The following is a 22968-nucleotide window of genomic DNA, read 5'->3' on the forward strand; positions in this document are numbered from 1 at the left end:
CATTCTGAGCCATAAGCGCGATATAGTTCGACATTTCTGGAAGGGTTGTATTATTCAAACTCTGTAGCTACTATAGGGTTATGGCCGCCTCCGCCGCTGAGGCAGCCGTCAATGGAAGCTAGCGGCAGGGAGTAGAGAGATGAACGCCTCCACCATCATCCGCGATGGCTTGAACCGCCCTGAATCCAACATGCCCTCTTTCGAGGATCCTCTCGAGCCCGATGCGCCCGACGACTTGAACGTCCCGGCCACGCGTCGGGGCCTGATCCGTCTCGCGATGGTCTCCGCCGAGGCGGGCGCTCGGTTCCAGCGGGAGGGCGACGGCGGCGATCCGATGGCATGGCTGCTCGCCTCGCGGCGGCTGTTTCATGGTGCTGCCGCGATCGAGGCTTGCCTGAACCGCGAGGACTTCGTGCGCGCGCTCGTCCTGCACGGCATCCAGATCGGCCTCGACGCCGATCCCGACGAGATGGACGAGTTGATCGGCGACGAGGCCCGCGACGACGCGGTCGCAGCTGGACCCAAGGCATGGGTGGTCCATGATGGAGGGGGCGATCGCTCGTCCCGCCGCCTCTTCACGTCCGTCGTGGTGCAGGAGAGCGACACGGCGACGGTGCATGCGTTCGCCGCCACGATGGCGCGGACGGCAGGTGAGGCTCGCGAGGGGTTGGTCCGCCGCTATGGCCTTAGGCTGGCCGAGCAGGCGCAGGTCTTCGACGGGTTCGACCCCAGCGGCCCCCTTGCTGGCGCGTTGGTTTCGGAGGCCATGGCGGACATGCTCGCGCAGATCGCCTCCGACCCCGCCTCCCCCCTCGCGGACGGCCTGGAGGTCGCGATCGAGCAACGGTTCGCGGCGTGATGGGCTCAGCCCTCATCGGCGTTCCTGTGCAGGCGGATGTCATCGCGCGGGCGCTTGCCCGTCACGAGGATTACCGCGTCATGCGGCGTTTGGGTCCCATGGACCGGAACCAGGGCGGCGGAGTGCGGCCCGGCATGTTCATCGGGTGCGCCATCGACGTGGAGACGACGGGCCTCGACTACCGACAGGACGCCATCATCGAGCTTGCCATCCAGCGATTCTGGGCGGACGATCTCGGAAGGATCGTCGTCACCGGAAAGCCGCAAAGCTGGCTCGAGGATCCGGGTATGCCGATTTCGGACGAGATCACCCGCTTGACCGGGATCACGGCGGCGGACGTGGCGGGAAAACGGATCATCGACGCGGTGGCGGCGTCGATGATCGCCGATTGCGATTTCGTCGTAGCGCACAATTCGGGTTTTGACCGGCCCTTCGTCGAGAAGCGTCTGCCGGCTGCTGCGGGCCGGCCATGGGTATGCTCGATGCGCGATGTCGACTGGCGCGGTTTCGGCTTCGAGGGGCGCGTGCTGTCTCATCTCCTGTCGCAGATGGGCTGGTTCTATGACGCCCACCGGGCAGAGACCGACGTGACCGCGCTGCTCCATCTGCTCGACTATCCGCTGGATGTCGGGGGCACGGTCCTGCGCGCGGCGGTGCGTGCCGCGTCCAGACCCACCTGGTCGGTGGAGGCGGCGGGTGCCCCGTTCGCCGCGAAGGATCTGCTCAAGTCCCGTGGATACCGCTGGGACGCCGAGGAACGGCTCTGGTCTCGCGAGGTGACGGACGATGCGCTGGACGACGAGGTCTGCTGGGCAGGACTGGAGATCTACGGCGGCCTCACCTCCCCCCGCGTTCGGGAGGTCACCTGGACGGACCGTTACGCGGTTCGCTGAACGGGCCGACTTTCCGCAGGCGCAAAAAAGGAGCTTTTGAATGGTGGATGGAAAAGAAACGCCGGCGCCGCCCAGCCGCACGTCATTCGCGCCCTATCTCATGGATGCACCGATCGAGGGTGCGCCGGCGAGCGTCGCGCTTGTGCGGCAGCTCCGTGGACGCGGAGGCGAGCAGGTCGCCGGCCCGGTCGTATGGAGCGTGCCGTTCCACACTGTCGAAGACGCTCGGGCTCGATACGCCTGGATGCTGACCAGGCCCGAGCGCTGGCAGGTATGGGGCCGGATGGCATCGATACTCGACAGCGAAACGCTCGCCGAGTTCGTGGCGGACGAAGCCGCCCGCGACGCGGCCAGCTTGGCCAAGGAGATCGAGCGGCAGCGCGAGGAGGAGCGCCGCAGGGACACGATTTCACTCTGGCCGGCGGAGGTCGATGGCCGGCCGACGTTGATGATGCAGCGGGGGGACGAGACGGTGCCGTTCCTGGTTTTGCGTCTCGATCAGAAGGCCGAACGCGACCGCGTCTTTGATTGGGCGCGGTGGCAGGCCCTCTCCTACCACGACTGGCGGGCACATTGGGAGGCGCATGGCTCGATCGCCCTCGAGCGCCTGATCCTGGAGGGGATGCTGCGCGACGAGAGAAGGATCAAGGCGGCTGGCCTTGGCGCGGGCGGCAGGCGTCCGCTGAGATTTTGGCGCGGCGCTACGAATGGCGAAAGTTGAGCCGATGAGCGCGCGGATTTCGAAGATCACTCCGGTTGCGAGGATTGAACCATGGCAGATCTGATGATCGTCCCTGCCGAGGGAAGCGGCTGGGAACATCCTTGTCCGACCGTGGTGGTCGGCAGCGGCTGGTCGCGTCGCAAGCTGCCGCTCGGTCTGGACCGGCCGGTGGAGTTGCGCGGCGGGGACAGGCTCACGCCCGACGGTATGGCAACGGCCCTGCCTTTGGACTGGTGCGCGCCTTTGCTGGATGTCGTCGTGGAGGAATGCCGCTCCCGGCTCGAAGCCGGCGACGTGTGGTTCCAGTTACCGCCTTTGGCCCTCGAGGGTCGGGCGGGATCTGGGCGTGGCCACGTGGCGCGGCAGATCGCGCGGTATGCGGGTGTGCCCTTCTTGCTGATCGACATTGCCGGCGAGGCCGGGGTGCGCCGTCTTCGGGACGCCAGCGTGGCACATTCGGTCGCCCTCCCCAACTCCGTGGTGGTCGCGATCGCTTCCACCTGCTGCGCGAACCCCGTTGTCTACGTGACGGGCGCCGACGGGGCCACGGGTGAGGCGCTCGGCCTGCTTGCCGCGATGGTCGACGCGCTGGTGGGGGCCCGCTGGGTGGAGGAATCGATCGAGGCGTCGGTGGACCTGAGCCATGTCACCTGGCTGGTGGAGACGACCGATGTCGGTGGTCTCCCGCTCCAGCTGGCGTCGAGACTGCGCACCGTCGGGGTTACCAGCGACCTTGAGGCTGGCGAACTGGTGCTGCTTGGGCTGCTCGACGAAGTGGTCGCGGAGCTGGGGTGCAGCCCTCCCGACCGAGGGACATACGAATGGTTGCGGGACCGGCTGGAGCATTACGAGTGGCGCATTCACCGGGACGTCGCGGCGCTCCGCGCCCACGTCGTGGCTGCTTGCAGCAGATAGTTCGCCTTTGTCGGGGCGCGGCAGCGACCGCAGAATTGATTCACGGTGGTGAGGAGGAAGAACATGGATGGAACGCGGATCATGGATGAACAGGCGGCGACGGCAGGGCGGAGCTCCCCTGTGTCAGGTCGACGTGTGTCGGTCCTCGTGAATGGTCGGAAGTGCGAGGTTGAAGGAGATGAAGTGAACTTCGCTCAGCTCGCCGGCCTCGCATTTCCCAAGGTCGCCCCTGCGGCAGTCCGGACGTTCACCGTTGCCTTCACGCGTGGACCGGCCGCCCGCCCGGAAGGCTTCGTCACGCCGGGCGAGCGCGTGCATGTCATCGAGGATCAGCGGTTTGTCGTCGTCGTCGCCGATCAGTCGTAGCGCCGACCTGCAGCGGCTGCGGGACGAGGGATATGTGTTGTCCCTCGTCTCGGGCATGCTTGCGGTCGATGACGTCCCTTTCGTGGACGAGCGCCGGAACGTGCGGCGTGGGCGGCTGCTCGTCTGGCTCGAGTTGGCGGGCGACCGGACCACCCGACCTAAGTGGCATGCGGTCTGTTTCCTGGGGGGCATCCCGTGCGACAATCTGGGACGCCGGCTGCCGCAATGCCACGCCGGCGGGCGCGACCCGGCGCCCGGCGTCCGGGCCGACGCGCTGCTGTGCATCCACCCGGCGGGACGCGAGTTCGCGGATTTCCACGAGCTCGTCACCACCTATGTCTCCCTCCTGACTGGACATGCGCAACGACTGGATTCCGAGGCAACCGCGCGCACCCCCCGTGCCGTGCGGTCCGACGAGCGCGGCCCGTTCGCGTATCTCGACACCGCCTCCTCGCGGGCCGGTATAGCACATCTCTCCGAGCGCCTCGCCGGCGGCAGCGTCGGCATACTCGGTCTCGGCGGCACGGGGTCGCATGTGCTCGACCTCGTTGCGAAAACGCCGGTCGAGGCGATCCACCTCTACGATCACGACGTCTTCCTCCAGCACAACGCCTTCCGCGCGCCCGGCGCGGCGTCTGTAGATGACCTTACCGCGCGGCGGTCCAAGGTCGATCACTTCGCCCAGGTCTATTCCCGCCTGCATCGCGGCGTGTTCCCGCACCGCGTTAAGCTGGACAGCTCCAATCTCCATCTGCTCGACCGGTCCGACTTCCTTTTCATCTGCGTGGACGATTCTGCGACGCGTCGGCTTGCGGCGGTCTATCTCGAGAGCGGCGGAAGGAGCTTCATCGACGTCGGTCTCGGTCTGCAGCTATCCGGGACGGGAGTGTTCGGACTGGCTAGGGTAACTCTGAGCACGCCGGGCGCGCGGCGCCCCGAGCACCGCTGCGCCCAGGAGGCGCCGGACCTCGCCCACCCTTACCGGACGAACGTGCAGGTCGCGGATTTGAACGCGCTCAATGCCGCGCTGGCCGTGATCCGGTGGAAGCGGCTGAGGGGCTTCTACGCCAGCGAAAGGGACGAGAGCCTGTCCGTCTACTCGATCGGATCGAACGACATCGTGAACGAGGACCATCGGCCATGAGCGGGATCAAGTCACCCTTGGGCGCGACTCGGCTCCAGACGCGGAGCTTGGACCTCGACCCGGCTTTGCACGCCAGTGCCCCCGTGTTGCCGTTATCCGATGCCGTCCAGTCGGATGGCGAGGTCAAGGAGTGCGGTGGGGGGCGCCGTCGACTCGCGAGCGTCCTGGTCCCGCAGTCGCTCGAGCCGGCCTTCGTTGTGGACACTTACTGCGATCCCCAGCATGCGCTCGAATTCCGCACGGGGCATGGCCTCCATGGCGATGGCGCTCGCGGCATCGACCCGCAGCGTGGGTCCGGACGGTCCAGCAAGGTAGCGTGCGGTCAGGATCGGAATGCCTGCGAGCCGGGGTCCCGTCGCGCGCACTGCCCGGCGGCCCGAGCCGGGCCGCTCGGTCTTGGTGAGCACGGCCTTCGTGCCGAACCGGGCGAGGAGCCTCTCGATGCTTCGCCATGCGGCGCGATCTTTGTCCCAGTCCGCCTGCACGGTTGCGGGCGGCGCGGCTGTAGGCGCGACGTCGCTGAGATATCGCAGGGAACGGGCAAGCGATCGCGCCGCTTGGGGCGCCCAGGGACCTCCGTCGTCCAGTGCGTGGTCGAGGACTGCGCCCGTTGCCTCGTCTACGGTTACCACCGCCAAGGGGATTTCTGCCGGCGAACCCGTCATTCGCACCGGCACGCCCAGCGCCAGGCGGTCGACGAACAGGCTTCCGAGCGGCTGCGATTCCCTTGCCAGGCCCGTCGCGGCCACCCAGCCGCCACGCTCGTCCACGTGACGGCGCAAGCGGCGGGTCAGCGTGAGCCGGGAGGGACACGCGAGCCCGGCGAGGCCGCAGCGGCGGCGGACCTCGATCGCGAGTTCGAGCGCGGTGACCGTCGCGAGATCCGCGAGCAGGAACGAGATGGCCGAGTCGACGATGTTTACCACCTCAGCGGGGAGTTTGTCGGCGAGTCTTCGCGGTGTCGGGGAGTAGCCGCGCAGCGCATATCCCACGCCGTGCATGCGCATCGCGGCGGCGATTTGCCGCACGCGAGCGGGCGTCAGCTTCAATGCCGTCGCTGCACGGACGACGGTCGCGCCGTCGGGGACGTCGACCGCCGCGAGCGGGGACAGGATGTGGATCCTGGAGCGCGCTTCGGCCCAATAGCGCGGGTCGAGACGGACGACCTCTCGGTCCACCCCGTCCTTTGGCTCCGTCAGCGCAGTGCCACTGTTCATATGGCAATTTCCTCAAAGCCCTTGCAGTTGCCGTCAGGCGACGTGCATCCCTCCTTCCGCGCTGTCGCCGGACAGGCCGACGGCGCGGGGCTTCACCGGCCTGCGAATGGGGGGTATTCGGATCCCAAATTGGAGATCTGCGATGAACGACGACCAGCGGCTGCTGGAACAGGCGCTGGGGAGGCTGGCCGAACTGCGGATCGAGCGCGCGCGCCTTCAAGAGACGCTGGACGAAATCGACCGCCAGATAAGGGCGCTGGAGGACCATGCCACGTCCGAGGCTCTGCGCCACGCCGGATTCTTTGCGCCGCCGGGCCCGAGGGACGGTCAGCGGTATGGAGACGTGCGCAGAGAGGTGATCCGGCTTTTGGCAGGATCGGTCCAAGGCCTGGAGTCGGCGATCGTCGGTCGCTTGGTGCGCGACCATTTTGGAAAGCGGGTTTCCAACAGATCCCATCTCACCACTCTCTACCGCCTGCGGGACGCTGGACTCGCGAGCAAGGACGGCGACAGGTGGCGGCTGACGCATGCCGGCGTGAAGGAGGCCCTGGGCTTGCCATAACCACGACGACATGCGTGCCCATCCACATGTTGTATAAGCAACATGATGTGATACATGTGCGTAATCTTTCACCAGGAGTCGCCCCCATGGTCTCGTCGTGGTTGGGAAGGGTTCACCCGCCCGTCCCCATTTTTCTTCGGACCGCGTCGGCTGCGATTGTCGCGCAGGCGTTCGCGCGGGGCCTGCGATGACTCGCCCGCCTAAAAAGGCCCGCGCCCCGAGGCGCCTGCTCACGCGGCGAAGGTCCGGCACGGCGACGGGGCAGATGAACTCCGTGCGCGACGGCTCCGCTCACGTCTTTGAGAGCCGTCCGGAGCTTTTGGTTCTCACGATCCTGGATTCTGACCAGTCCGTGGCGCACTTTCAGGCCCAGCCGGAGACGTTCGCCCTCCCGCAAGCCCGGCGATACACGCCCGACGTGCGTATCGACTTCCGTAGCGGCCAGCGCCTCTATGTCGACGTCAAGCCGGTCTTCCGGCTAGTGCGAGACCCCGATTTCGACGGGCGCCTGTCGGATATCGTGGCGGCTTGCGCAGCCCGTGACGCCAGCTTCGAGGTCTGGACCGAGGCCTTTTACTGGGATCGCGCCCGCCTGCGGAACGCCAGCTTACTGCGGCACGCACGTCGTCGCAGCGAGCCGCTGCACATCGACATGGTCCGCGTGCTTCTGGCGGGCAGGGCGCGCGCGCTGGTGGAGATCGAGAGGGAGCTGGGATTGGGAATCGATGGTAGGTTCGCGGCGCTTGCGCTGTGCGCGACTGGCGAAGCCACGTTCGCGAAGGACGCTGTGATCGGGCCGGAGACGATCCTCCGCTTGGCACGGGAGATATTCTGATGGGTGTGCCACTTAAATTCGAGGTCGGGCACACCGTGCGCTCGTCCGACGTCCATGGTCGGGAATTCAAATACTACGTGCGCAAGGTCCGTGAGGACGGCTGGATGTTTGAGCCATACGACCGGCCTGGCGAGCTCGAGTTTCATAGCGGCGAGAGCATCTTCGAAGTCTATTTCGCCGGTCGTCTGCGCTATGACGGGTTCGACCCCGCCGGCCTCACTGAGGCTCGCCGTGCGGCGATGGAAATCGCCTACGAGAATCAGCGGCCGGAACGTCGCCTCCGCGCGGAGCGCAGACTGGTTTTCGTCCGCGCGATCGAGAAGGCGATGCGAAGCGGCGATCGCAAGGGCGTTGCGCTGGTGGATGCTGCTAAGGACGTTATCAGGCTGCGGGGCGACGAGTGGCGGCGCGAGGACCAGAAGCGGTTCGACCAAGCATTCGCGGTGCGCGTGGCTAAGGGATTGACCGCCCCCGGCGACTGCGCCGAAGTCGCCCAGGTCATGAAGGTGCCCGGCGAGCGGACGGTCTGGACTTGGGTCAAGGACTACGTAGCCGCCGGTCGTAGCATCATCGGCCTCGTGCCCGGTGCCGTCGGAAATCACGGCTCGCACCTCGCCGCTGAAAGCGAGGCGGTCGTCCGGGCGTTTATCGAAAGCCATGTGTCTTCGGATCAGCTCTTGCGGCTCGGCGCCGCCTACAAAAGATACCGCAAGCAGGAGTTGAAAAAAGAGCAAACTCCCGTCGGTCGGGCGGCGTTCATCCGGCGCGCGAAGGCGCATTTGGGCAGCAAGCGCATCGATGCCCTGACTTATGGCAAGCGTGACGCCAGGCGCCTGCACGCGGTCTCGCAGGCGGTTGAGGAGCCGTTCTGGGTGAATCAGCAGTCCGAGGTGGACCACGTCCTCTTCAACGTAAACCTCGTCGATGACGCCAGTGGAGTTGTGCTGGGCCGGCCGTGGATGTCAGTTGTCAGGGAGCGAATAAGCGGCGCGCCTAAGGGCGTGCACCTGTCGTTCCTCGCGCCAAGCTGGCCCACGCTCTCCCGCGCCTTGGCCCATTCGGTATGGCCCAAGGACCTGTCCGGATATCCTGACGTGAAGGGTGAATGGCCCCAGCACGGCATCAGCGACGAGATCATCACCGACCGAGGCATGGACATGATCTCGCACGCGGCCCGAGCCTCGGCCGCCAGGATGCTGTATGAGATCATCAACCTTCCCTCCTACATGCCATGGCTGAAGGGCGGCATTGAGCGCTGGAACCGCACCGCGAAGTGGGCAGTTCTGACCTACGCCGAGGGCATCGCCTCGTTCAAGAACCCGGACTATGACGGCCGGCGGTTGGCTCGGATGAGCGTCGCGGAGTTCAAGGCCGAGTTTGTGAAGTGGCTGGTCGAGGAGAACCTCGGCGAGCCCCGGGGCGCTCTGAACGGCCTGACCGCGAACCAGGTTTGGCTCGATGGCATCGCTCTGCACGGCGCACCGCGCGCGGTCACGGATCCGGCGCTGCTCCGCCGCTCGACGTGCATCCCAATGATGCGGACCATCCAGGGCTACGGCATCCGCGTGCTCGGCTATGAATTCTGGTCCCCCGAGCTCCAGGGGCTTCGCGAGCGCCTCGGCCACGCGCACAAGTATGAGGTCCTAATCGATCCCTACAACCTCGGTTACATCGAGGTGCTCGATCCGCATGGCGACTGGATCGTCTGCTTCAACAAGCGCCAGGACCTCTCCGCCGGCGTCACCTTGTATCAAAGCGAAATGCACTTCAGGCACGCCGGTGATCTGAAGCGGGGCGAGGCCGTCACGTATGACGACCTTGAGCGTGCGAAGCAGCATTGCGAGCAGGACAGGGACCGTGTGCAGGCCGTTGGCCGCAAGATGCTGACGCGCGGTGTCCAGAACGTCCTCGGCCGATATTTGGACATCGGAGCGTTCATGACCCCCGTGAACCTCGCGCCGGTGGCCCCGATCGCCCTTCCCGCCCAGATTCCCGGATGGATGGTCGACAACGGCGTCTATCGCCCGGTGATCCCGGGCCAGGTGCCGCAGAACGTCGTCAATGGATCCGCTCCTCCCGGTGCGATCCTCCAGGACCTCGCACCGGTCGCCCGCGCGGGCGCCACGCCGGCGCTGAAACCGGTGCCTGGCGGCGCCGTTTCGCTGCCGGACCTAGATGCCGCGTTCGCCCGCCGGCTCGCGGAGTCTCGCCGATGAGCCCTCCAGCCCTGCGCTTGGTCCGGACGCCGCTCGAGAGGGTGAAATCACTTCTCGTGCCACATGCGCAATATGAGGCCGGACTGGAGCGCCTGCTTGAACTCATGCGCTGTGGCGCTCCGGAAGTCGTTTTTCCAAGTGCCGACGAGCCTGCAGGGCGGATCGACTTCACCGGGGATGCGGATAGCTTGGAGGAGGATGGCTCGGATGAGGATGGCCCGCCCGAGAAGTCGTGTCTCCTGATGATCGGGCAATCCGGCACCGGCAAGACGCGGCTCCTGGAGACGCTGCAGATGCGGCCTGAATTCAAAAGTGTGGTGGGCGGTCTCGATGGCGACGTGCGCCCGATCGTATCCATCCGGGTTCCCGATCCCCCGACCCCTAAGGGCGTCATCCAGGAATTCTGCAGCGAGTTGAACGTGCCCCAGCCGAAGGGATGGACCCTCCGCGAGCTCGCTTGGTTTCTGCGGACCACGCTTCGCGATCTCGGCGTGCGTCTGCTGCAGATGGACGAGGCGCATGTGTTTGTAGATGAGCTGACGGCGCGTCAGGTGAAGATCAACGCGCGGTTCCTGAAGTTCCTGGTTGTGCACAGCGGCGTTCCGATCGCGCTCGCCGGTGAGGAGCCGTTGGAGGGGTTGCTCGCATACCCGGCGTTGAGGCGGCGGATGTATCCGCCAGTGCGGCTGCGACCTTACGGATGGTCTGCGGCCTCCGAGGCGACCGAGTTCCGCCTTCTGATTAGCGGGCTGGAGGCTGAAGTGGGCATGCCGGACCAAATCGAACTCGAGCCTGGCGGGAATCGAGCCGGCCGCCCGGCTCTACTACGCGAGCAAGGGTATCGTTGGGCTACTTGCTCAGCAGTTCATAGAAGCTGAGGTCGTCGCACGGGAGAATCGCGCCACGGCGCTCACCTTGGATCACTTCGCGAGCGCATGGGAGAGGTGGCGGAAGTCCGATCCCGTAAATTCGGCGGATCCGTTCAATTTCCACGCGAACGACGAATATGACCTCGACAACCCCTATTCCTGCGCTGTCGACCATTTCCGGACGCTTTGGACCAAACGCCTCGCCGATGCGGCCGTCCAGGCCGACACCTCCGGCTCAACGTTGCGCGGCCGCCGCCCTTCCACGCCTAAGCTCAAGGGATTCATGTCGTGATCGGGCCCCTCTCCCGCCGGGTCCGCGCGAAGCCGGCGGAGCCGGCGCACGCTTTGCTCGCGCGCCTTGCCCTTCGGAACCGCACTACTCTCGACGGGGTGGCGAGATACGCCGGAGCCGACGCCGACGGCCTTCGCCGGGGCGAGGGTCTCGACAGGCTCGGAGCGATCGCGGGGGTGGATGTCGACGCGCTTCGCCGCTGCTCGCCGGCGAGGGCCTCATCGTGTCGCACGGTCACGCTGGGCTGGGCGACGATGATGCTCGGCGATTGGACCACGGCGTCCAGGCGGCGCTGCCCCGAATGCCTGGCCCAAGACCGGCTTTCCGCACTCGGGTCGGGCGAGCTGCCGGAATTCGCCGTCTGGCAGCGCCCCGAGTGGGACGTGAGGTCGGTGTTCACGTGCGTTGCGCATGGCACGCTCCTCACCGACCGCTGTCCCACGTGCGGCTCTACTGTGCACTGGAGCGTGGACTCGGCAGATCGTTGCCAATGCGGAGCCGACCTTTCGATTGCCGATCCGGCTCCTGCCGAGAGCGCGGTGGACGCCGTCTTCGTGGCGGCGATCCGCTGCGAGCGGCCGCTGCCTCCGCAATTGGCGAACCTGCCCCTGGGCCAGTCATCCGGTTTCCTGGAGCGTCTCGGGTCACTGTCGGGTGGTTGGCATGCCGCTCGACCGGCGGGATCGATGGCCGAGCGGGTCATCACGCGCGACCGGGGCTGGTCGCTCCTGCGCGCGGGGGCGAGCGCGATCGATGCGCGGCTGAACGGCATCGTGGAGCAGGCTCCCGGCAAGCGCGGACTTCACGAGGCCTATGGCTGGCTATGGGGGACTTGGCTCGGCGTGCCGTCCCCCAATCCGCTGGTGGCGTGGCTCGCGGCCCTCGTGCGCACCAATGCGGTTCGTCATGGCGTAATTGCCCCCTTTGAGGGCGAAGGAGGAACGGTCTCGCTTCGCGAGGCGGGCGCGATGTTCGGGGTCGGCCATGCGCGCGCGCGCCGGATCGTGGAGGAGCTTGGGCTGGTTCATCCTGCCTCGCGCCAGGGCGTCGCGCTGGCACTTGACCGTGCTGCGGTGACGGCGGCGGCTCGGTCGATGGACCGGGTTCTAAGCAAGCAGGAGGCGGGAAGGCTGCTTGGGGTCGGCCGAACGCAGTTCCGTGCGCTCGCTGCGGCGGGCTGCGTTCCGTCGGCGCCGTGCAGCGCCGGTTCCGACGTTGCGCAGGCTTACGACCCGCCGGAGCTTCTCGCCTTCGTCAATCGGCTCGCTGGTGACGCTCCTTTCGTTTCGGCCATGCCATCCGAATGCGCCGGGTTGCCCGACGCTTGCCGGTTCGCCTCGGTGCCGCTGGCCAAGGCGGTCCAGGCTCTGAAGGCTGGCCAGCTGGTTCCGACGGCCCGTTCCGCTGCACCGGGACTGCGCGGCATTCTCGTGTGCACCCGCGACGTAGCGAAGCTGCGTCGGGAGAGGGTGACGATCGCGTGGGCGGCGCGGCGGTTGGGGCTGCATTACGAAGCGGCGCGGGCGCTGGCCGCATCCGGGGTCCTCGGTTCCGATTGTGGGCTGATCGATGGATCGGTCGTCGAGCGGTTCCGCCTAGCCCACGTCACGGCCGCCCAGGCAGGCGATCCCTTCGGGTTGAGTGGTGGGGCCGCCGCCCACCGTCTGGCGGCGGCGGGTATCGCGCCGCGCTTCGGCCCACCGGCGTGCCGACAGACGATCTACGATCGGGACGAGGCTCATCTGGCGTTGCGTCCGTCCGAGGGAAGAGCGTGAAGCCCGACATTCCTATCCAACCCCTCGGACTGCGAGTCCGCCACAAGGAGGGAGAAGGTGCATACAGCCTCGCCCTGCGACTTGCCCACCGCCTCGGTTATTCCCGGTTTTCGCATTTCGCTGCGCGCGTTGGCCTGCCCAAGGAGCCGGGGATGGTCGCAGCGGAGGTCGGGCGCGTGTCTGCCTTGTCTGGGGTGCCGCTTGAACGACTCGAGCAAGGGACCATCGCACGTGATGGTGACTATAGGCGCTTCGGACTAGCGAAGGTGGCTAGGAGGTTGGTGCGTCAGCGTTCACGGATCTGCCCCGAGTGCCTTGCCGAGGACCGGGCCCAGCCGGCGCCGGGTGAGAGGGCGGAGGACGCATGCTACCTCCGTGAGCACTGGCGCTTCATCTTTATCCAAGGTTGCGAGCGCCACGGTCGCGAGCTTTTGAGCCATTGTCCTGGGTGCACCGAGCAGTTGCGCTTTGAGGACTGCCCGTTTTGGCGCTGCCCGTGCGGGATGGATCTCACTGGCGTGGCTACCCCTAGGCTGAGCAGCGCGCAGGAGGAGTTTCTTGAATGGGCTTTGGGGCGTCTGGGGGTCGGGCCTTCGACCAATTTGCTCGTCGATCTGGCCGAGGTTGATCTCGGTGCCTCATTGGACTTGCTGCGATGCCTGGGACTCAGCGCTATGGGTGGCCGAGATAGGGCGGCGGTTCCGAGCACCCCTCCTGTCGATGGGCTCCCGGCGGTTCTGATCGCGGGATTCGACGCACTTTCCGATCTCCCGCGATCGTTCGAGCGATTCCTCGACGGGATCGCGGTCCTCGAGGACGACCGACAGCTCGGCGCCATTGGCATATACGGTAAGAGGTTCGTCGATTGGTTCCGCAGAAGCAAGGCGATGCCCGTGATTCTGAATCCGATCTTCGAAGCGCACTTGGCAGAGCGCAATCGGCATATCCGCTACAAGGATCGAACAGGCTGGCTCCCCCCGCAGAGCCTGCGGAGGGAACGACGGCTTGAGCGCCTCACGCTGGAGCAGCATGGGAGGCTGGAAGGCGCGGTTGGTTGGCCGCCGGGTGGCGAGCGGCCGCGACGCACTGACGTAATCGCCGCGCTAAGGCCTTCAGGCGAGATCTTCGTCGGCCGTATGGCCGCTGCCCGCCTCAATCTTTATTTGAAGACATTCGACGCGCTGGTGAAGAGGGGACAGATCGCGCCGGCATGGGGGCCATTCCATTCGACCCCGACCTATTTCTACCGCGCCGATCTCGATGAATGGCTAGGGCGTCTGCTCTGTGGCGCGCGCGATGTGCATGTCCGGCCTGATGGATACTTTACGATCGAGGAAAGCACACATCTGACGCGCCTTTCGGCGCATGCGTTGATCGAGCGATTGTTGCTGGAAGGGCCTGGGATAGCCTTGAAATGGACTGCCGGTAGCGGTGCGCGGGCTGTCCTTCTGCCGCGCGCTTGGCTGGGGCGTCCGCCCACGCTGGTGCCCGATGGCGCGCTTGGGATGGCACAGGCGGAGACGGCCTTGATGCTGGGCAACGACGCACTTCGTTCAGTGCGGGACGATGGACTTATCTCGATGGGGAAAGTGGGCAGAGTAAACTACGTGTTGCCCGAGGACATCAGCGCCTTTCGCGCACAGTTCGTTTCGCATTCGGAACTTGCTAAATTGGCGAGGATGAGTTGCCAGGCGTTGCGCGCGCGCGTCACTGCGCTCGGGCTCGCGCCGCTGCCCAGCAATCATTACTCCGTCTATGACCGCGCGGAGGCAATCGCCGCGTTGGCGGCGTAGGACTCTCGCCTGACCTAGTAGCCGTCACCATCGAAAAAATCGCAAGAAAGTAGTGCTGGAATCGAGAAAAATCGCAGCAATTTGCGTGCAAACCCCGAAAACATTTGAGGTGCGCTTTTCGCTAAGTGACTGTTACTCGACTATTTCGCTTCGCAAGAAATTGAGTCATCTATCACTGACCTCTGCCTCCCGGCTTGCTAGATAAAGCGAGTCGGGGAGCAAACCATGACGGAAGATGCGCAAGCGCAAGACGAGCCGTGCACCATTTCATTGGGCGCATTGCTCCTCGTCGTGCCGCCCATCTTCCTGTTCATCCTCGGCGACGTGCTGTTTCTTTATATCGGCTGGCAGGGCGGTGGCGACGCGCCGCTCGCAACTGCGCTGGCACAAGGCCGCGCCGAAGCCGCCGCAAGACTGTACGTTCTTACCGGCTTCCTGGCCGTGGTCGGCGTAAGCTTCTTCGCGCTGCTTTCGATGGGCGCCGATCTCAAGCGGCTCTTCGGCAAAAAGGGCCGCCGCCGCCTGATCACGGCCATGGCCTGCGGAATCGGGATCGCCGGAATCTATTTCGCGAACTGGGGTCAATTGGTGCCGATCCAGCAATATGTTGGCGGCACGCTGCTCCAGACGACCACGAACCAATATCAAAAGCTCGAAAGCTGCGTCCCCAAGGTCCAGCCAACTCCTGAACCTAGCGCCTTCGCGACGCCCAAGCCGGCGCCCGTGCCCGCGCCGCTCGAGTGTCAGCCCGGGAAACCCGGCAGGTATGGCGATCAGTCGCTCTATGATCGCTTCGCGACGATCATGAAGGCGATGCGGATCATCCTGATCTTCGGTGGCTTCGCGCTGATTGGCGGCGCCATATCCTGTCTCGCCGAACCTCATGAGAAGCTCACCGAGGTCGAGGCGGCGCGCTTCCTCGGCGGACAGCGCCGCCGGCTCAAACGATATATCAATCTGGCAGCCTTGCTGATGGTATGCGGCATGGCGTTCATGATCGCCTGGATGCGGTGGCCGCTCGCGCTGCTGCCCGACGACAAGGTATATGCGGCGCATATCGATGCGCTGGGAGTGTTCTTCGGAGTCACCTATTCGCTGATGATCGCTTCTTATGCCGTGCCGGTCAGCGCCACTTTGAGCGCGCGGATCGCGGCATTCCAGCGAGAGAATGCGGCAACCGAAGAGCCGGACCTGTTCGACAAGACGATGATCGAATCATTCTCTAAGATTCTCGTCGTGCTCGCTCCGGCTCTTGCCGGGCTCGTGCCGCCGGTGATCGATGCGCTGAACGGCCTTGGCTGAGCGACGCTGATCGTTTCGCCGCCCCACCGGCACTGCACGTCCGGTTCCGGCGGGCACGGGCTTGGGTTGATCGGGCTTTCGCGGCATGCCCCGCCGCGGGGAGATTCGGGTGGGGCGTTTCGGAATTCGGCTGACGATGCTGGCAGGCGCCTTGCTGTGCGCAGGCACGGCCTCGCACGCCAGCGCGCCGGGACTGGAAATGTCGATCGGCACCGCGAGCTATTATGCCGACCGTTTCGCCGGCAAACCGACCGCGAGCGGCGAAGCCTATGATCCCGAGGATTTCACTGCCGCGCACCGCACCCTGCCTTTCGGCACGCATGTTCGCGTCACCGACATGGCGAGCGGGCGCAGCGTCGTGGTCCGCGTCAACGATCGCGGACCCTGGGGCGGGGGGCGGCTGATCGACATCTCTCGCGCCGCTGCCCGCGAACTCGGGCTGATCCAGCGCGGCCATGGCCAAGTGCAACTGGATTCGGCCAGCGCCGGCGGGATCCCGCGTCCCGCGCGCTAACGGAACGCCCAGCGAAAGGCGCTGGCGATGCCCGCGGTGCCGGTCCGCACTACCGGCCTGGCCAGGCCCGGTCCCGAAAGCCCATGCATTTCGCGCGCCCAGCCGGGCAGCAGATCGACCGCGGCTTCGAAGATAATCGCCTGGAACGGCTTCATCGTCAGGCTCGGCGCCGGCTGGGCGAGGACGAGGCGGGCGACTTCGCGAGTGCGGGCATCGGTGACCAATTCGCTGCGCATCGACTGGATCAACGCCTCCGCCTCGGCGCGAGTGCGCGGGATCGGATCGGCGCCCAGCGCCTCGGCGATCCGCGCGAACTCGGCGAAATAGCGGTCTTGGTCGGCAATAGGCATGCGTGGCTCGGCATAGCGGATCCAGGCGTTGAGGAAGCACATCGCTTCGGTAACGTGCACCCAGGCGAGCAGCCGGGGATCGTCGGCGGCATAGGGCGTGCCATCGGGCAGAATGCCCTTCACGCGGGTGTGGACTGCGCGGACCTTCTGGATCGCGGCTTCGGCGGCCTCGCGCGAATCATAGCCCGTGACGGCGATGAAGCGGGCAGTGCGCCGCAGCCGCCCGAGCATGTCCTGCCGGAAGGCCGAATGGTCCCACACGCCCGCGAGCACCGCGGGATGGAGCATCTGGAGCAGCAGCGCGGAGACGCCGCCGACCATCATCGTCACGACATCGCCGTGGACGCGCCACGGCACCGACTGCGGGCCAAACAGTCCATCCGGCTGGCGGACCACCGGCTTCTCGCCCTTGGCCTGATCATTGAAGACCCGGCGGACCTGCGCGATCAGCGCGCGCTTGAGAGGATTGGGCGGCATCGCGCTCAAATTAGGGCTTCCCACAGCGTCCACAAGCCGATGGCGAGGAACAACAAGGCCGCGGCGCGGCGCACCCAATCGAAATCGACGCGCGCCAACAGCCGATTGCCGAGCAGCACCACCGGCACGTTGGCGAGCATCATGCCCAGCGTAGTGCCGGCAGTGACTGCGAGCAGATCATGGAAACGCGCGCCCAGAGCGACCGTCGCGATCTGCGTCTTGTCCCCCATTTCGACCAGGAAGAACACGACCACCGTAGTGAGGAAGGCGCCGTAGCGCGGCGTATTCTGCTCGCTCTCGTCCAGGGTATCGGGAACCAGTGTCCATGCCGCCATCGCGACGAAGGACAGGCCGATCGCGATGCGAAACCACGGGCTCGCGAGCCAGCCCGCGGCAACGCTGCCGACCAGAGCGGCGAGGAAATGATTGGCGATCGTCGCCGCGAAAATGCCTGCAACGATCGGCCAGGGCTTGCGAAAGCGGATCGCGAGCACGGCAGCGAGCAGCTGCGTCTTGTCGCCGATTTCGGCAAGCGCGACGAGCCCGAGCGAAGAGAAAAACGCTTCCACATGAATTCTCGGGGTCAGGCAGCACGGACACGACGGCATCGCCCTTCCCGCCCGACCCGAACGGAAAGCCGACGCCATCGGTCTCGCCTGAAAGCGGGTCTCCGCTCTCCGCGCGCGCCACGGTGTCTCCACCGAGCATGTTGACGCTGCGCTCCGCCAAAAAGCCGGCGGCGGCTACTCCCCGAAGGACGCCCGTTCGCTAGGCGACCGCCGCCGATTGGTCAATTCGCACGCTATGATTTCACAGTCGCAATGGTTAATGACGGGTTAGACCCAGCCCCCGGGGGACCTGCCATGCTGAGGACCAAGCCTAGCCGTGCGGTGATCCTTACCGCGTCCGTTGCCCTAATGGCGACTGCGGGCAGCGCACAGATGCAGCCGCTCGGCTCGGGCAGTGTGATGGAGGCGGTCGCGCGGCTCAAGCCCGGCCAATTTATCTGGGCGCCCGAGATCGCTCCCGAGGGTCCGATGCTCGTCATCGTCAACATCGCAACGCAGCGCCTGGTCGCCTATCGCAACGGCGTGCCGATCGGGGTTTCGACCATCTCGACCGGCAAGCCCGGCCACCGCACACCCTTGGGGGTTTTCCCGATCCTGCAAAAAGCGGCGCGGCATCGTTCGAGCAAATATTCGAACGCGCCGATGCCCTATATGCAGCGGCTCACCTGGTATGGGATCGCGCTGCATGGCGGATCGCTGCCGGGCTATCCCGCCTCGCATGGCTGCATCCGCCTGCCGCACGCATTCGCGCCCTTGCTGTTCGGCGAGACCGAGCTCGGCATGACCGTGGTGGTCATCAAGCAGCCTGCCGAGCTGCGCATCGCGCCGACGCCGCAACTGGCGAGCGCCGGCGCGTCCGGCCCGGCAGTGTGGCGGCCCGAACTTTCGCCGAGCGGCCCGGTGTCGATCGTGGTGAGCGCCGCGGACCGGCGGATGGTGGTGCTGCGCAACGGCGTCGAGATAGGCTCCGCGCCGGTGAGCTTCGACGGAGTGGTCGATCGCGTCCAGGCCTATGTTCTGCGCGACGTGATCGCGGGGGATTATCGCTGGGCGAAGGTGCCGCTGCCGGGCCAAGCCTATGCCGCCCCGGCCGCCGACATGCCGGCCCGGGCATCGGGGCGTTTCCAGGGCAGCGATCCCTTTCGCCGCGCGCTGGCCGGGGTAGTCGGGCCGGGGACGACGATGGTGGTGATTCCGGATTCGCTTGGCGTATCGGCGCGCGGCCAAGTCTCTCGCCAGCAAGTGGCAGTGATCGAGAACGAACCGACCGTCGCCAGCTGGCTGGAGGACGAGGAACTTAGCGGCGGTTCGGCCGCCCGATAAACTGCCGCAAGGGGATCGTCAGGCTACCGGATCCCCCGCAGGCGCCTCGGGCGATGGCAGCGCCTTCGGCTGGGTCTTGCTGACCAGCATCGTCGCATTGTCCGACAGCCATTTCGCGAACCGGTCCGAGAATCCGCCTGCCAGCATCCCGATCGCGCAGAAGGACAGGAAATTGTTGTTCCCGTTGAGGATCGCCTCGCTCGATCCGAGCACACCCACGCCGCCCGCGATCATCACGAACACTCCAACTGCGATCAGCCCGCCCAGCAGGATGCGGTTCCAGAAGCTGTTGGTGCTCGAGAAGCTGAGATCGTTGTTGGGGTAGACCAGCAGCACCAGCGTAATCAGCAGCGCTCCGAACAGGCCCGAGAGGAAGCAGAGCGTAATCTGCATCAGCGCCGGCGGGATGTGGGTGAAGCCGAACAGTCCGACAAAGCTCTTGTCGAGCAAAGTGACGATCTGCAGCGCGTTGCTCGCTTTGGATGCCTTGGCGATCGTATCCTGCGCCGAGGTCATCCGCGCGTCGCTGTCGGCGATCGCCATGTCGGCGCTCTGCAGATCGAACTTTATCCGATTGATCCGCTCGGTGAGCTTGGTGGGATCGACGGTCGGATCGATCAGCGCCTGGATATCGTCCTTGTCGCCCGCGGGCACCGTGCCGTCGCGATAACAGCCATAGACTGCCCCCCATTTGGCGAGACCCTGTGGCAGGCCATCGGCATTCATCCGCGCGCAGAGTTGCGAATGCTGGATGCTCTCGGCGATCTGATCGACGCTCGACATGCTCGAATAGAGGCTGGAATCCAGATCGTTGGTGCGCTGTTCGAGCCCGCGCTTCTCGATCTGCAGCGCGGCGCGACGGCGCAATTCCGCGCCGAGGTCCTTCCGCGCCTGCTCCGCGTCGCCCACGGTCTGCCGCGCAACCGAATAGCTGACGCCGGGATCGAGCTGGGACATCACTTGCTGCTGCGCCGAGGCAACGAGCAAAGCGAGCAGGAAGAAGAATGCGATGATCAGCGAGAAAAGCGCGCGCATCACGCCACGCCCCAGGACACTCCAATCCATCCCCTGCCCCCCGGCTATGCGGGCGCGCAATCGGCGGCACCGCTGTCAGAGAGGAGACTATGCCTGCATGCCGGCTTTGACCCGCAAGGAATGGTCCGATTTGGCCGCGGGATACTATCCACGGCTCAAGCCGTTCTACGTTGACCTCGAACCTTATTGCGGTGCAGCAACGAATTATGGCCAGCCTCGCAATCGCAAACAATTCCGATGTCCGCTTCCTCGGCAAGCTGCTGGGCGATGTAATCCGCGCTTATGGCGGCGAGGAGTTGTTCCGGCGGATCGAATATATCCGCGCGACATCGGTGGACCGCGCGCGCGGCGTGGCGGGCGCGGGCGCGATCGACCGCGGGCTCGATCGCCTTTCGCTTGACGAGACGCTCGATTTCACTCGCGGCTTCATGCTGTTCTCGATGCTCGCCAATCTTGCCGAAGACCGGCAGGGCGTGGCGGCCGAGGCCGACGCCGATATGCGCGGCGCACTGGCGCGGCTCGAGGCCGAAGGCATCGGGCATGCGGCAGTGATGAAGCTGCTCGATCATGCCCTGATCGTGCCGGTGCTGACCGCGCACCCGACCGAAGTTCGCCGCAAATCGATGATCGATCACAAGAACCGTGTCGCCGAACTGATGGCGCTCAAGGATCTCGGGCTCGAAGAAACCGAGGATGGCGACCGCATCGAGGAAGCGATCACCCGCCAGATCGCCTTGCTGTGGCAGACGCGCGTGCTGCGGCGCGAGAAACTGGGCGTTGCCGACGAAGTCGAAACTGCGCTTTCCTATCTGCGCGACGTGTTCCTGCCGGTGATGCCCGCGCTTTATGCGCGCTGGGATCGGGCGCTGGGCGAGCGCGCCCCGAGCTTCCTGCGCGCAGGATCGTGGATCGGCGGCGATCGCGACGGCAATCCTTTCGTCACCGCCGAATCGATGCGCCTCGCGCTGGCGAAGTCGGCCGCGGCCGTGCTGGGCTATTATCTGGGCGCGGTCCACGAACTCGGCGCCGAATTGTCGATCTCGACCGAGCATGTCCAAGTCAGCGAGGCGCTGCTGGCGTTGGCCGATGCGAGCCATGACGATGCGCGCAGCCGCGCTGACGAGCCCTATCGCCGCGCGCTTTCGGGCATCTATGCACGGCTTTCGGCGACGCATCAGGCGCTGACCGGGAAGCCCGCCCCGCGCCCGGCGCCACTGGCAGCAGAGCCTTATGGCTCTCCTTCGGAATTCCGCGACGAGCTGGTCACGGTGGCGCGGGCGCTCGCCGATGAGGGCGAGGGCCCGCTGGCGACGGGCGGCGCGCTCGGGCGGTTGATCCGCGCAGTCGAGACCTTCGGCTTCCATCTGGCTACGCTCGACATGCGGCAGAACAGCGCGGTGCATGAGCGGGTCGTTGCGGAATTGCTGAAAGCCGGCGGAGTCTGCGAGGACTATCTAGTGCTTGATGAGGACGCTCGCGAAACATTATTGCGCCGGGAACTCGAAAGTCCGCGCCCGCTGACCAGCCCCTATGCCGATTATTCGGAAGAGACCGCCACCGAGCTGGCGATCGTCCGCGAAGCCGCGGCAAGCCACGCCAAATATGGGCGGGCGTGCATCACCCATTATATCGTCTCGATGGCGCAATCGGTGTCGGACCTGCTCGAGGTCCATCTGCTGCTCAAGGAAGCCGGGCTCTATATCCCCGGCGCCGAGCCGCGCGCAGATGTAATGGCGATCCCGCTGTTCGAGACGATCGCCGATCTCGAAGGCGCGCCGGCGATCATGGAGGGCTGGCTCGCCATCCCCGAAGTCGCAGCGATTGCGGCCAAGCGCGGGCATCAGGAAGTGATGATCGGCTATTCGGATTCGAACAAGGATGGCGGCTACCTGACTTCGACCTGGCAGCTTTCGCGCGGATCGACTGCGCTCGAGCCGGTTTTCGCCAAGCACAATCTCGGCATGCAGCTCTTCCACGGCCGCGGCGGCGCGGTCGGGCGCGGCGGTGGCTCCAGCTTCGCGGCGATCCTCGCCCAGCCCAAGGGCACCGTGCAGGGCCGCATCCGCATCACCGAGCAGGGCGAAGTCATCGCCGCCAAATACGGCACCCGCGCCAGCGCGATGACCAACCTCGAGGCCATGGCATCGGCGACGTTGCTTGCCAGCCTCGAACCTGAAAAGCTCGCGCCCGCCGATGCCGAGCGATTCGCCGCGGCGATGGACCAGCTCTCCGACACTGCGTTCAAGGCGTATCGCGGATTGGTCTATGAGACCGAGGGCTTTCGCGGCTTCTTCCGCCAGGCGACACCGATCGCCGAGATCGCCGGGCTCAAGATCGGCTCGCGCCCCGCCAGCCGCAAGAAATCCGACGCGATCGAGGATCTGCGCGCGATCCCCTGGGTATTCAGCTGGGCGCAGGCGCGGATCATGCTGCCGGGCTGGTACGGGGTCGGCGCGGCGTTCGAGGCATTCGAGGACAAGGGGCTGCTCCGCGAAATGGCGACCACTTGGCCGCTCTTCGCATCGACGCTGGCGAACATGGAGATGGTGCTCGCCAAATCCGACATGGAGATCGCCGGACATTATGCGGCTTTGGTCGAGGACGAGACCCTGCGCGATGCGATCTTCGGCCAGATCCAGAGCGGCTGGCAGGCGGCTCATGACGGGCTGCTACAGATCACGCGCCAGACGCGCCTGCTGGAACGCAATCCCGCGCTCGAAGCCTCGATCCGCCTGCGCCTGCCCTATATCGAGCCGCTCAACCTGCTCCAGATCGAGTTGCTCAAGCGCCACCGCGCCGGCGAGGACGACCCGCGGATCGGCGAGGGCATCCTGCTGTCGATCAACGCGATCGCGACGGCGCTGCGGAACTCGGGTTAATCTGAAGAGGGCGCCCTTCAAAAACGGGGACAGTCCCTATTTCCTGCAAACGCCTTGCCCTG

General features: G+C 65.8%; 21 protein-coding genes and 1 pseudogene. 18 read left to right on the top strand and 4 right to left on the bottom strand.

The annotated features are described in order from the left end of the window. Positions 1-139 precede the first annotated feature (139 nt). The 6 genes from ACZZZM_RS01440 (at position 140) to ACZZZM_RS01465 (ending at position 4898) form a co-directional block, all read left to right on the top strand. A complete protein-coding gene (locus ACZZZM_RS01440; protein WP_463593332.1) occupies positions 140-859 on the top strand; it encodes a hypothetical protein in 720 nt (239 codons plus the stop codon). Next, positions 859-1752 (top strand): 3'-5' exonuclease, encoded by an 894-nt coding sequence (locus ACZZZM_RS01445; protein ID WP_463593333.1) that lies wholly within the window; start codon positions 859-861, stop codon positions 1750-1752. The genes ACZZZM_RS01440 and ACZZZM_RS01445 overlap by 1 nt, the downstream gene beginning before the upstream one ends. A 40-nt stretch (positions 1753-1792) precedes the next feature. Next, positions 1793-2473: a hypothetical protein gene (locus tag ACZZZM_RS01450; protein ID WP_463593334.1), complete on the top strand. Its 681-nt coding sequence runs from the start codon at positions 1793-1795 to the stop codon at positions 2471-2473. Positions 2474-2524: 51 nt separating this feature from the next. Further along, positions 2525-3388: a hypothetical protein gene (locus ACZZZM_RS01455; protein WP_463593335.1), complete on the top strand. Its 864-nt coding sequence runs from the start codon at positions 2525-2527 to the stop codon at positions 3386-3388. 183 nt (positions 3389-3571) lie between these two features. Next, entirely contained in the window at positions 3572-3754 is a 183-nt protein-coding gene (locus ACZZZM_RS01460; protein ID WP_463593336.1) for a hypothetical protein, read from the top strand. Continuing rightward, positions 3705-4898 (top strand): ThiF family adenylyltransferase, encoded by a 1194-nt coding sequence (locus ACZZZM_RS01465; RefSeq protein ID WP_463593337.1) that lies wholly within the window; start codon positions 3705-3707, stop codon positions 4896-4898. The genes ACZZZM_RS01460 and ACZZZM_RS01465 overlap by 50 nt, the downstream gene beginning before the upstream one ends. Before the next feature lie 92 nt (positions 4899-4990). Here the strand turns inward: ACZZZM_RS01465 and ACZZZM_RS01470 are convergent, their stop codons facing one another. Beyond that, entirely contained in the window at positions 4991-6115 is a 1125-nt protein-coding gene (locus ACZZZM_RS01470; protein WP_463593338.1) for a hypothetical protein, read from the bottom strand. A gap of 142 nt (positions 6116-6257) precedes the next feature. Between ACZZZM_RS01470 and ACZZZM_RS01475 the strand changes: the two genes are divergently transcribed. From ACZZZM_RS01475 to ACZZZM_RS01520, 10 genes and pseudogenes are all read left to right on the top strand, one after another. Then, positions 6258-6677 carry a hypothetical protein gene (locus tag ACZZZM_RS01475; protein WP_463593339.1) on the top strand — a complete coding sequence of 140 codons (420 nt, stop codon included), beginning with the start codon at positions 6258-6260 and terminating at the stop codon, positions 6675-6677. Between the two features lie 265 nt (positions 6678-6942). Further along, a complete protein-coding gene (locus ACZZZM_RS01480) occupies positions 6943-7512 on the top strand; it encodes a hypothetical protein (protein ID WP_463593340.1) in 570 nt (189 codons plus the stop codon). Continuing rightward, entirely contained in the window at positions 7512-9728 is a 2217-nt protein-coding gene (locus ACZZZM_RS01485) for a Mu transposase C-terminal domain-containing protein (protein ID WP_463593342.1), read from the top strand. Before ACZZZM_RS01480 ends, ACZZZM_RS01485 begins: the two co-directional genes overlap by 1 nt. Before the next feature lie 41 nt (positions 9729-9769). Further along, complete coding sequence (locus ACZZZM_RS01490) at positions 9770-10606, top strand: ATP-binding protein (RefSeq protein WP_463593343.1); 837 nt, start codon at positions 9770-9772, stop codon at positions 10604-10606. A 37-nt stretch (positions 10607-10643) separates the two neighbouring features. Then, complete coding sequence (locus tag ACZZZM_RS01495; protein ID WP_463593344.1) at positions 10644-10889, top strand: hypothetical protein; 246 nt, start codon at positions 10644-10646, stop codon at positions 10887-10889. Further along, positions 10886-12664 (top strand): TniQ family protein, encoded by a 1779-nt coding sequence (locus tag ACZZZM_RS01500; protein WP_463593345.1) that lies wholly within the window; start codon positions 10886-10888, stop codon positions 12662-12664. The genes ACZZZM_RS01495 and ACZZZM_RS01500 overlap by 4 nt, the downstream gene beginning before the upstream one ends. Beyond that, positions 12661-13083 (top strand): annotated as a pseudogene (locus ACZZZM_RS01505) (TniQ family protein); the annotation flags it as partial. The gene ACZZZM_RS01500 and the pseudogene ACZZZM_RS01505, both read left to right, overlap by 4 nt. Positions 13084-13167: 84 nt before the next feature. Then, positions 13168-14457 carry a hypothetical protein gene (locus ACZZZM_RS01510; RefSeq protein ID WP_463596479.1) on the top strand — a complete coding sequence of 430 codons (1290 nt, stop codon included), beginning with the start codon at positions 13168-13170 and terminating at the stop codon, positions 14455-14457. A gap of 225 nt (positions 14458-14682) precedes the next feature. Next, the gene (locus tag ACZZZM_RS01515) at positions 14683-15759 is read left to right on the top strand and encodes a hypothetical protein (protein ID WP_463593346.1); all 1077 of its coding nucleotides are present in this window, start codon (positions 14683-14685) and stop codon (positions 15757-15759) included. Between the two features lie 109 nt (positions 15760-15868). Next, a complete protein-coding gene (locus ACZZZM_RS01520; protein ID WP_463593347.1) occupies positions 15869-16273 on the top strand; it encodes a septal ring lytic transglycosylase RlpA family protein in 405 nt (134 codons plus the stop codon). Here ACZZZM_RS01520 and ACZZZM_RS01525 read toward each other — a convergent pair. Beyond that, positions 16270-17100 carry an oxygenase MpaB family protein gene (locus ACZZZM_RS01525; RefSeq protein WP_463593348.1) on the bottom strand — a complete coding sequence of 277 codons (831 nt, stop codon included), beginning with the start codon at positions 17098-17100 and terminating at the stop codon, positions 16270-16272. The two genes, ACZZZM_RS01520 and ACZZZM_RS01525, sit on opposite strands and share 4 nt — an antisense overlap. A gap of 5 nt (positions 17101-17105) precedes the next feature. Beyond that, on the bottom strand, positions 17106-17669 hold the full coding sequence (locus ACZZZM_RS01530; protein WP_463593349.1) for a TMEM165/GDT1 family protein: 564 nt from the start codon (positions 17667-17669) through the stop codon (positions 17106-17108). A gap of 294 nt (positions 17670-17963) precedes the next feature. Here ACZZZM_RS01530 and ACZZZM_RS01535 point away from each other — a divergent pair, with 294 nt between their 5' ends. Then, on the top strand, positions 17964-18992 hold the full coding sequence (locus ACZZZM_RS01535; RefSeq protein ID WP_463593350.1) for a L,D-transpeptidase family protein: 1029 nt from the start codon (positions 17964-17966) through the stop codon (positions 18990-18992). An 18-nt stretch (positions 18993-19010) separates the two neighbouring features. Here ACZZZM_RS01535 and ACZZZM_RS01540 read toward each other — a convergent pair whose 3' ends face one another. Continuing rightward, positions 19011-20057: a hypothetical protein gene (locus ACZZZM_RS01540; protein ID WP_463593351.1), complete on the bottom strand. Its 1047-nt coding sequence runs from the start codon at positions 20055-20057 to the stop codon at positions 19011-19013. 176 nt (positions 20058-20233) lie between these two features. Here ACZZZM_RS01540 and ppc point away from each other — a divergent pair, with 176 nt between their 5' ends. Continuing rightward, complete coding sequence (ppc, locus tag ACZZZM_RS01545) at positions 20234-22906, top strand: phosphoenolpyruvate carboxylase (RefSeq protein ID WP_463593352.1); 2673 nt, start codon at positions 20234-20236, stop codon at positions 22904-22906. Positions 22907-22968 lie beyond the last annotated feature (62 nt).

The organism is Sphingomonas sp. AC522, from assembly GCF_979258125.1.

Coding starts and splice junctions, on each gene's coding strand:
- ACZZZM_RS01465 (WP_463593337.1), top strand. CDS start 3,705: ATGTCATCGAGGATCAGCGGTTTGTCGTCGTCGTCGCCGATCAGTCGT.
- ACZZZM_RS01485 (WP_463593342.1), top strand. CDS start 7,512: ATGGGTGTGCCACTTAAATTCGAGGTCGGGCACACCGTGCGCTCGTCC.
- ACZZZM_RS01470 (WP_463593338.1), bottom strand. CDS start 6,115: ATGAACAGTGGCACTGCGCTGACGGAGCCAAAGGACGGGGTGGACCGA.
- ACZZZM_RS01450 (WP_463593334.1), top strand. CDS start 1,793: ATGGTGGATGGAAAAGAAACGCCGGCGCCGCCCAGCCGCACGTCATTC.
- ACZZZM_RS01480 (WP_463593340.1), top strand. CDS start 6,943: ATGAACTCCGTGCGCGACGGCTCCGCTCACGTCTTTGAGAGCCGTCCG.
- ACZZZM_RS01525 (WP_463593348.1), bottom strand. CDS start 17,100: ATGCCGCCCAATCCTCTCAAGCGCGCGCTGATCGCGCAGGTCCGCCGG.
- ACZZZM_RS01475 (WP_463593339.1), top strand. CDS start 6,258: ATGAACGACGACCAGCGGCTGCTGGAACAGGCGCTGGGGAGGCTGGCC.
- ppc (WP_463593352.1), top strand. CDS start 20,234: ATGGCCAGCCTCGCAATCGCAAACAATTCCGATGTCCGCTTCCTCGGC.
- ACZZZM_RS01445 (WP_463593333.1), top strand. CDS start 859: ATGGGCTCAGCCCTCATCGGCGTTCCTGTGCAGGCGGATGTCATCGCG.
- ACZZZM_RS01515 (WP_463593346.1), top strand. CDS start 14,683: ATGACGGAAGATGCGCAAGCGCAAGACGAGCCGTGCACCATTTCATTG.
- ACZZZM_RS01440 (WP_463593332.1), top strand. CDS start 140: ATGAACGCCTCCACCATCATCCGCGATGGCTTGAACCGCCCTGAATCC.
- ACZZZM_RS01535 (WP_463593350.1), top strand. CDS start 17,964: ATGCTGAGGACCAAGCCTAGCCGTGCGGTGATCCTTACCGCGTCCGTT.
- ACZZZM_RS01510 (WP_463596479.1), top strand. CDS start 13,168: ATGGATCTCACTGGCGTGGCTACCCCTAGGCTGAGCAGCGCGCAGGAG.
- ACZZZM_RS01455 (WP_463593335.1), top strand. CDS start 2,525: ATGGCAGATCTGATGATCGTCCCTGCCGAGGGAAGCGGCTGGGAACAT.
- ACZZZM_RS01540 (WP_463593351.1), bottom strand. CDS start 20,057: ATGGATTGGAGTGTCCTGGGGCGTGGCGTGATGCGCGCGCTTTTCTCG.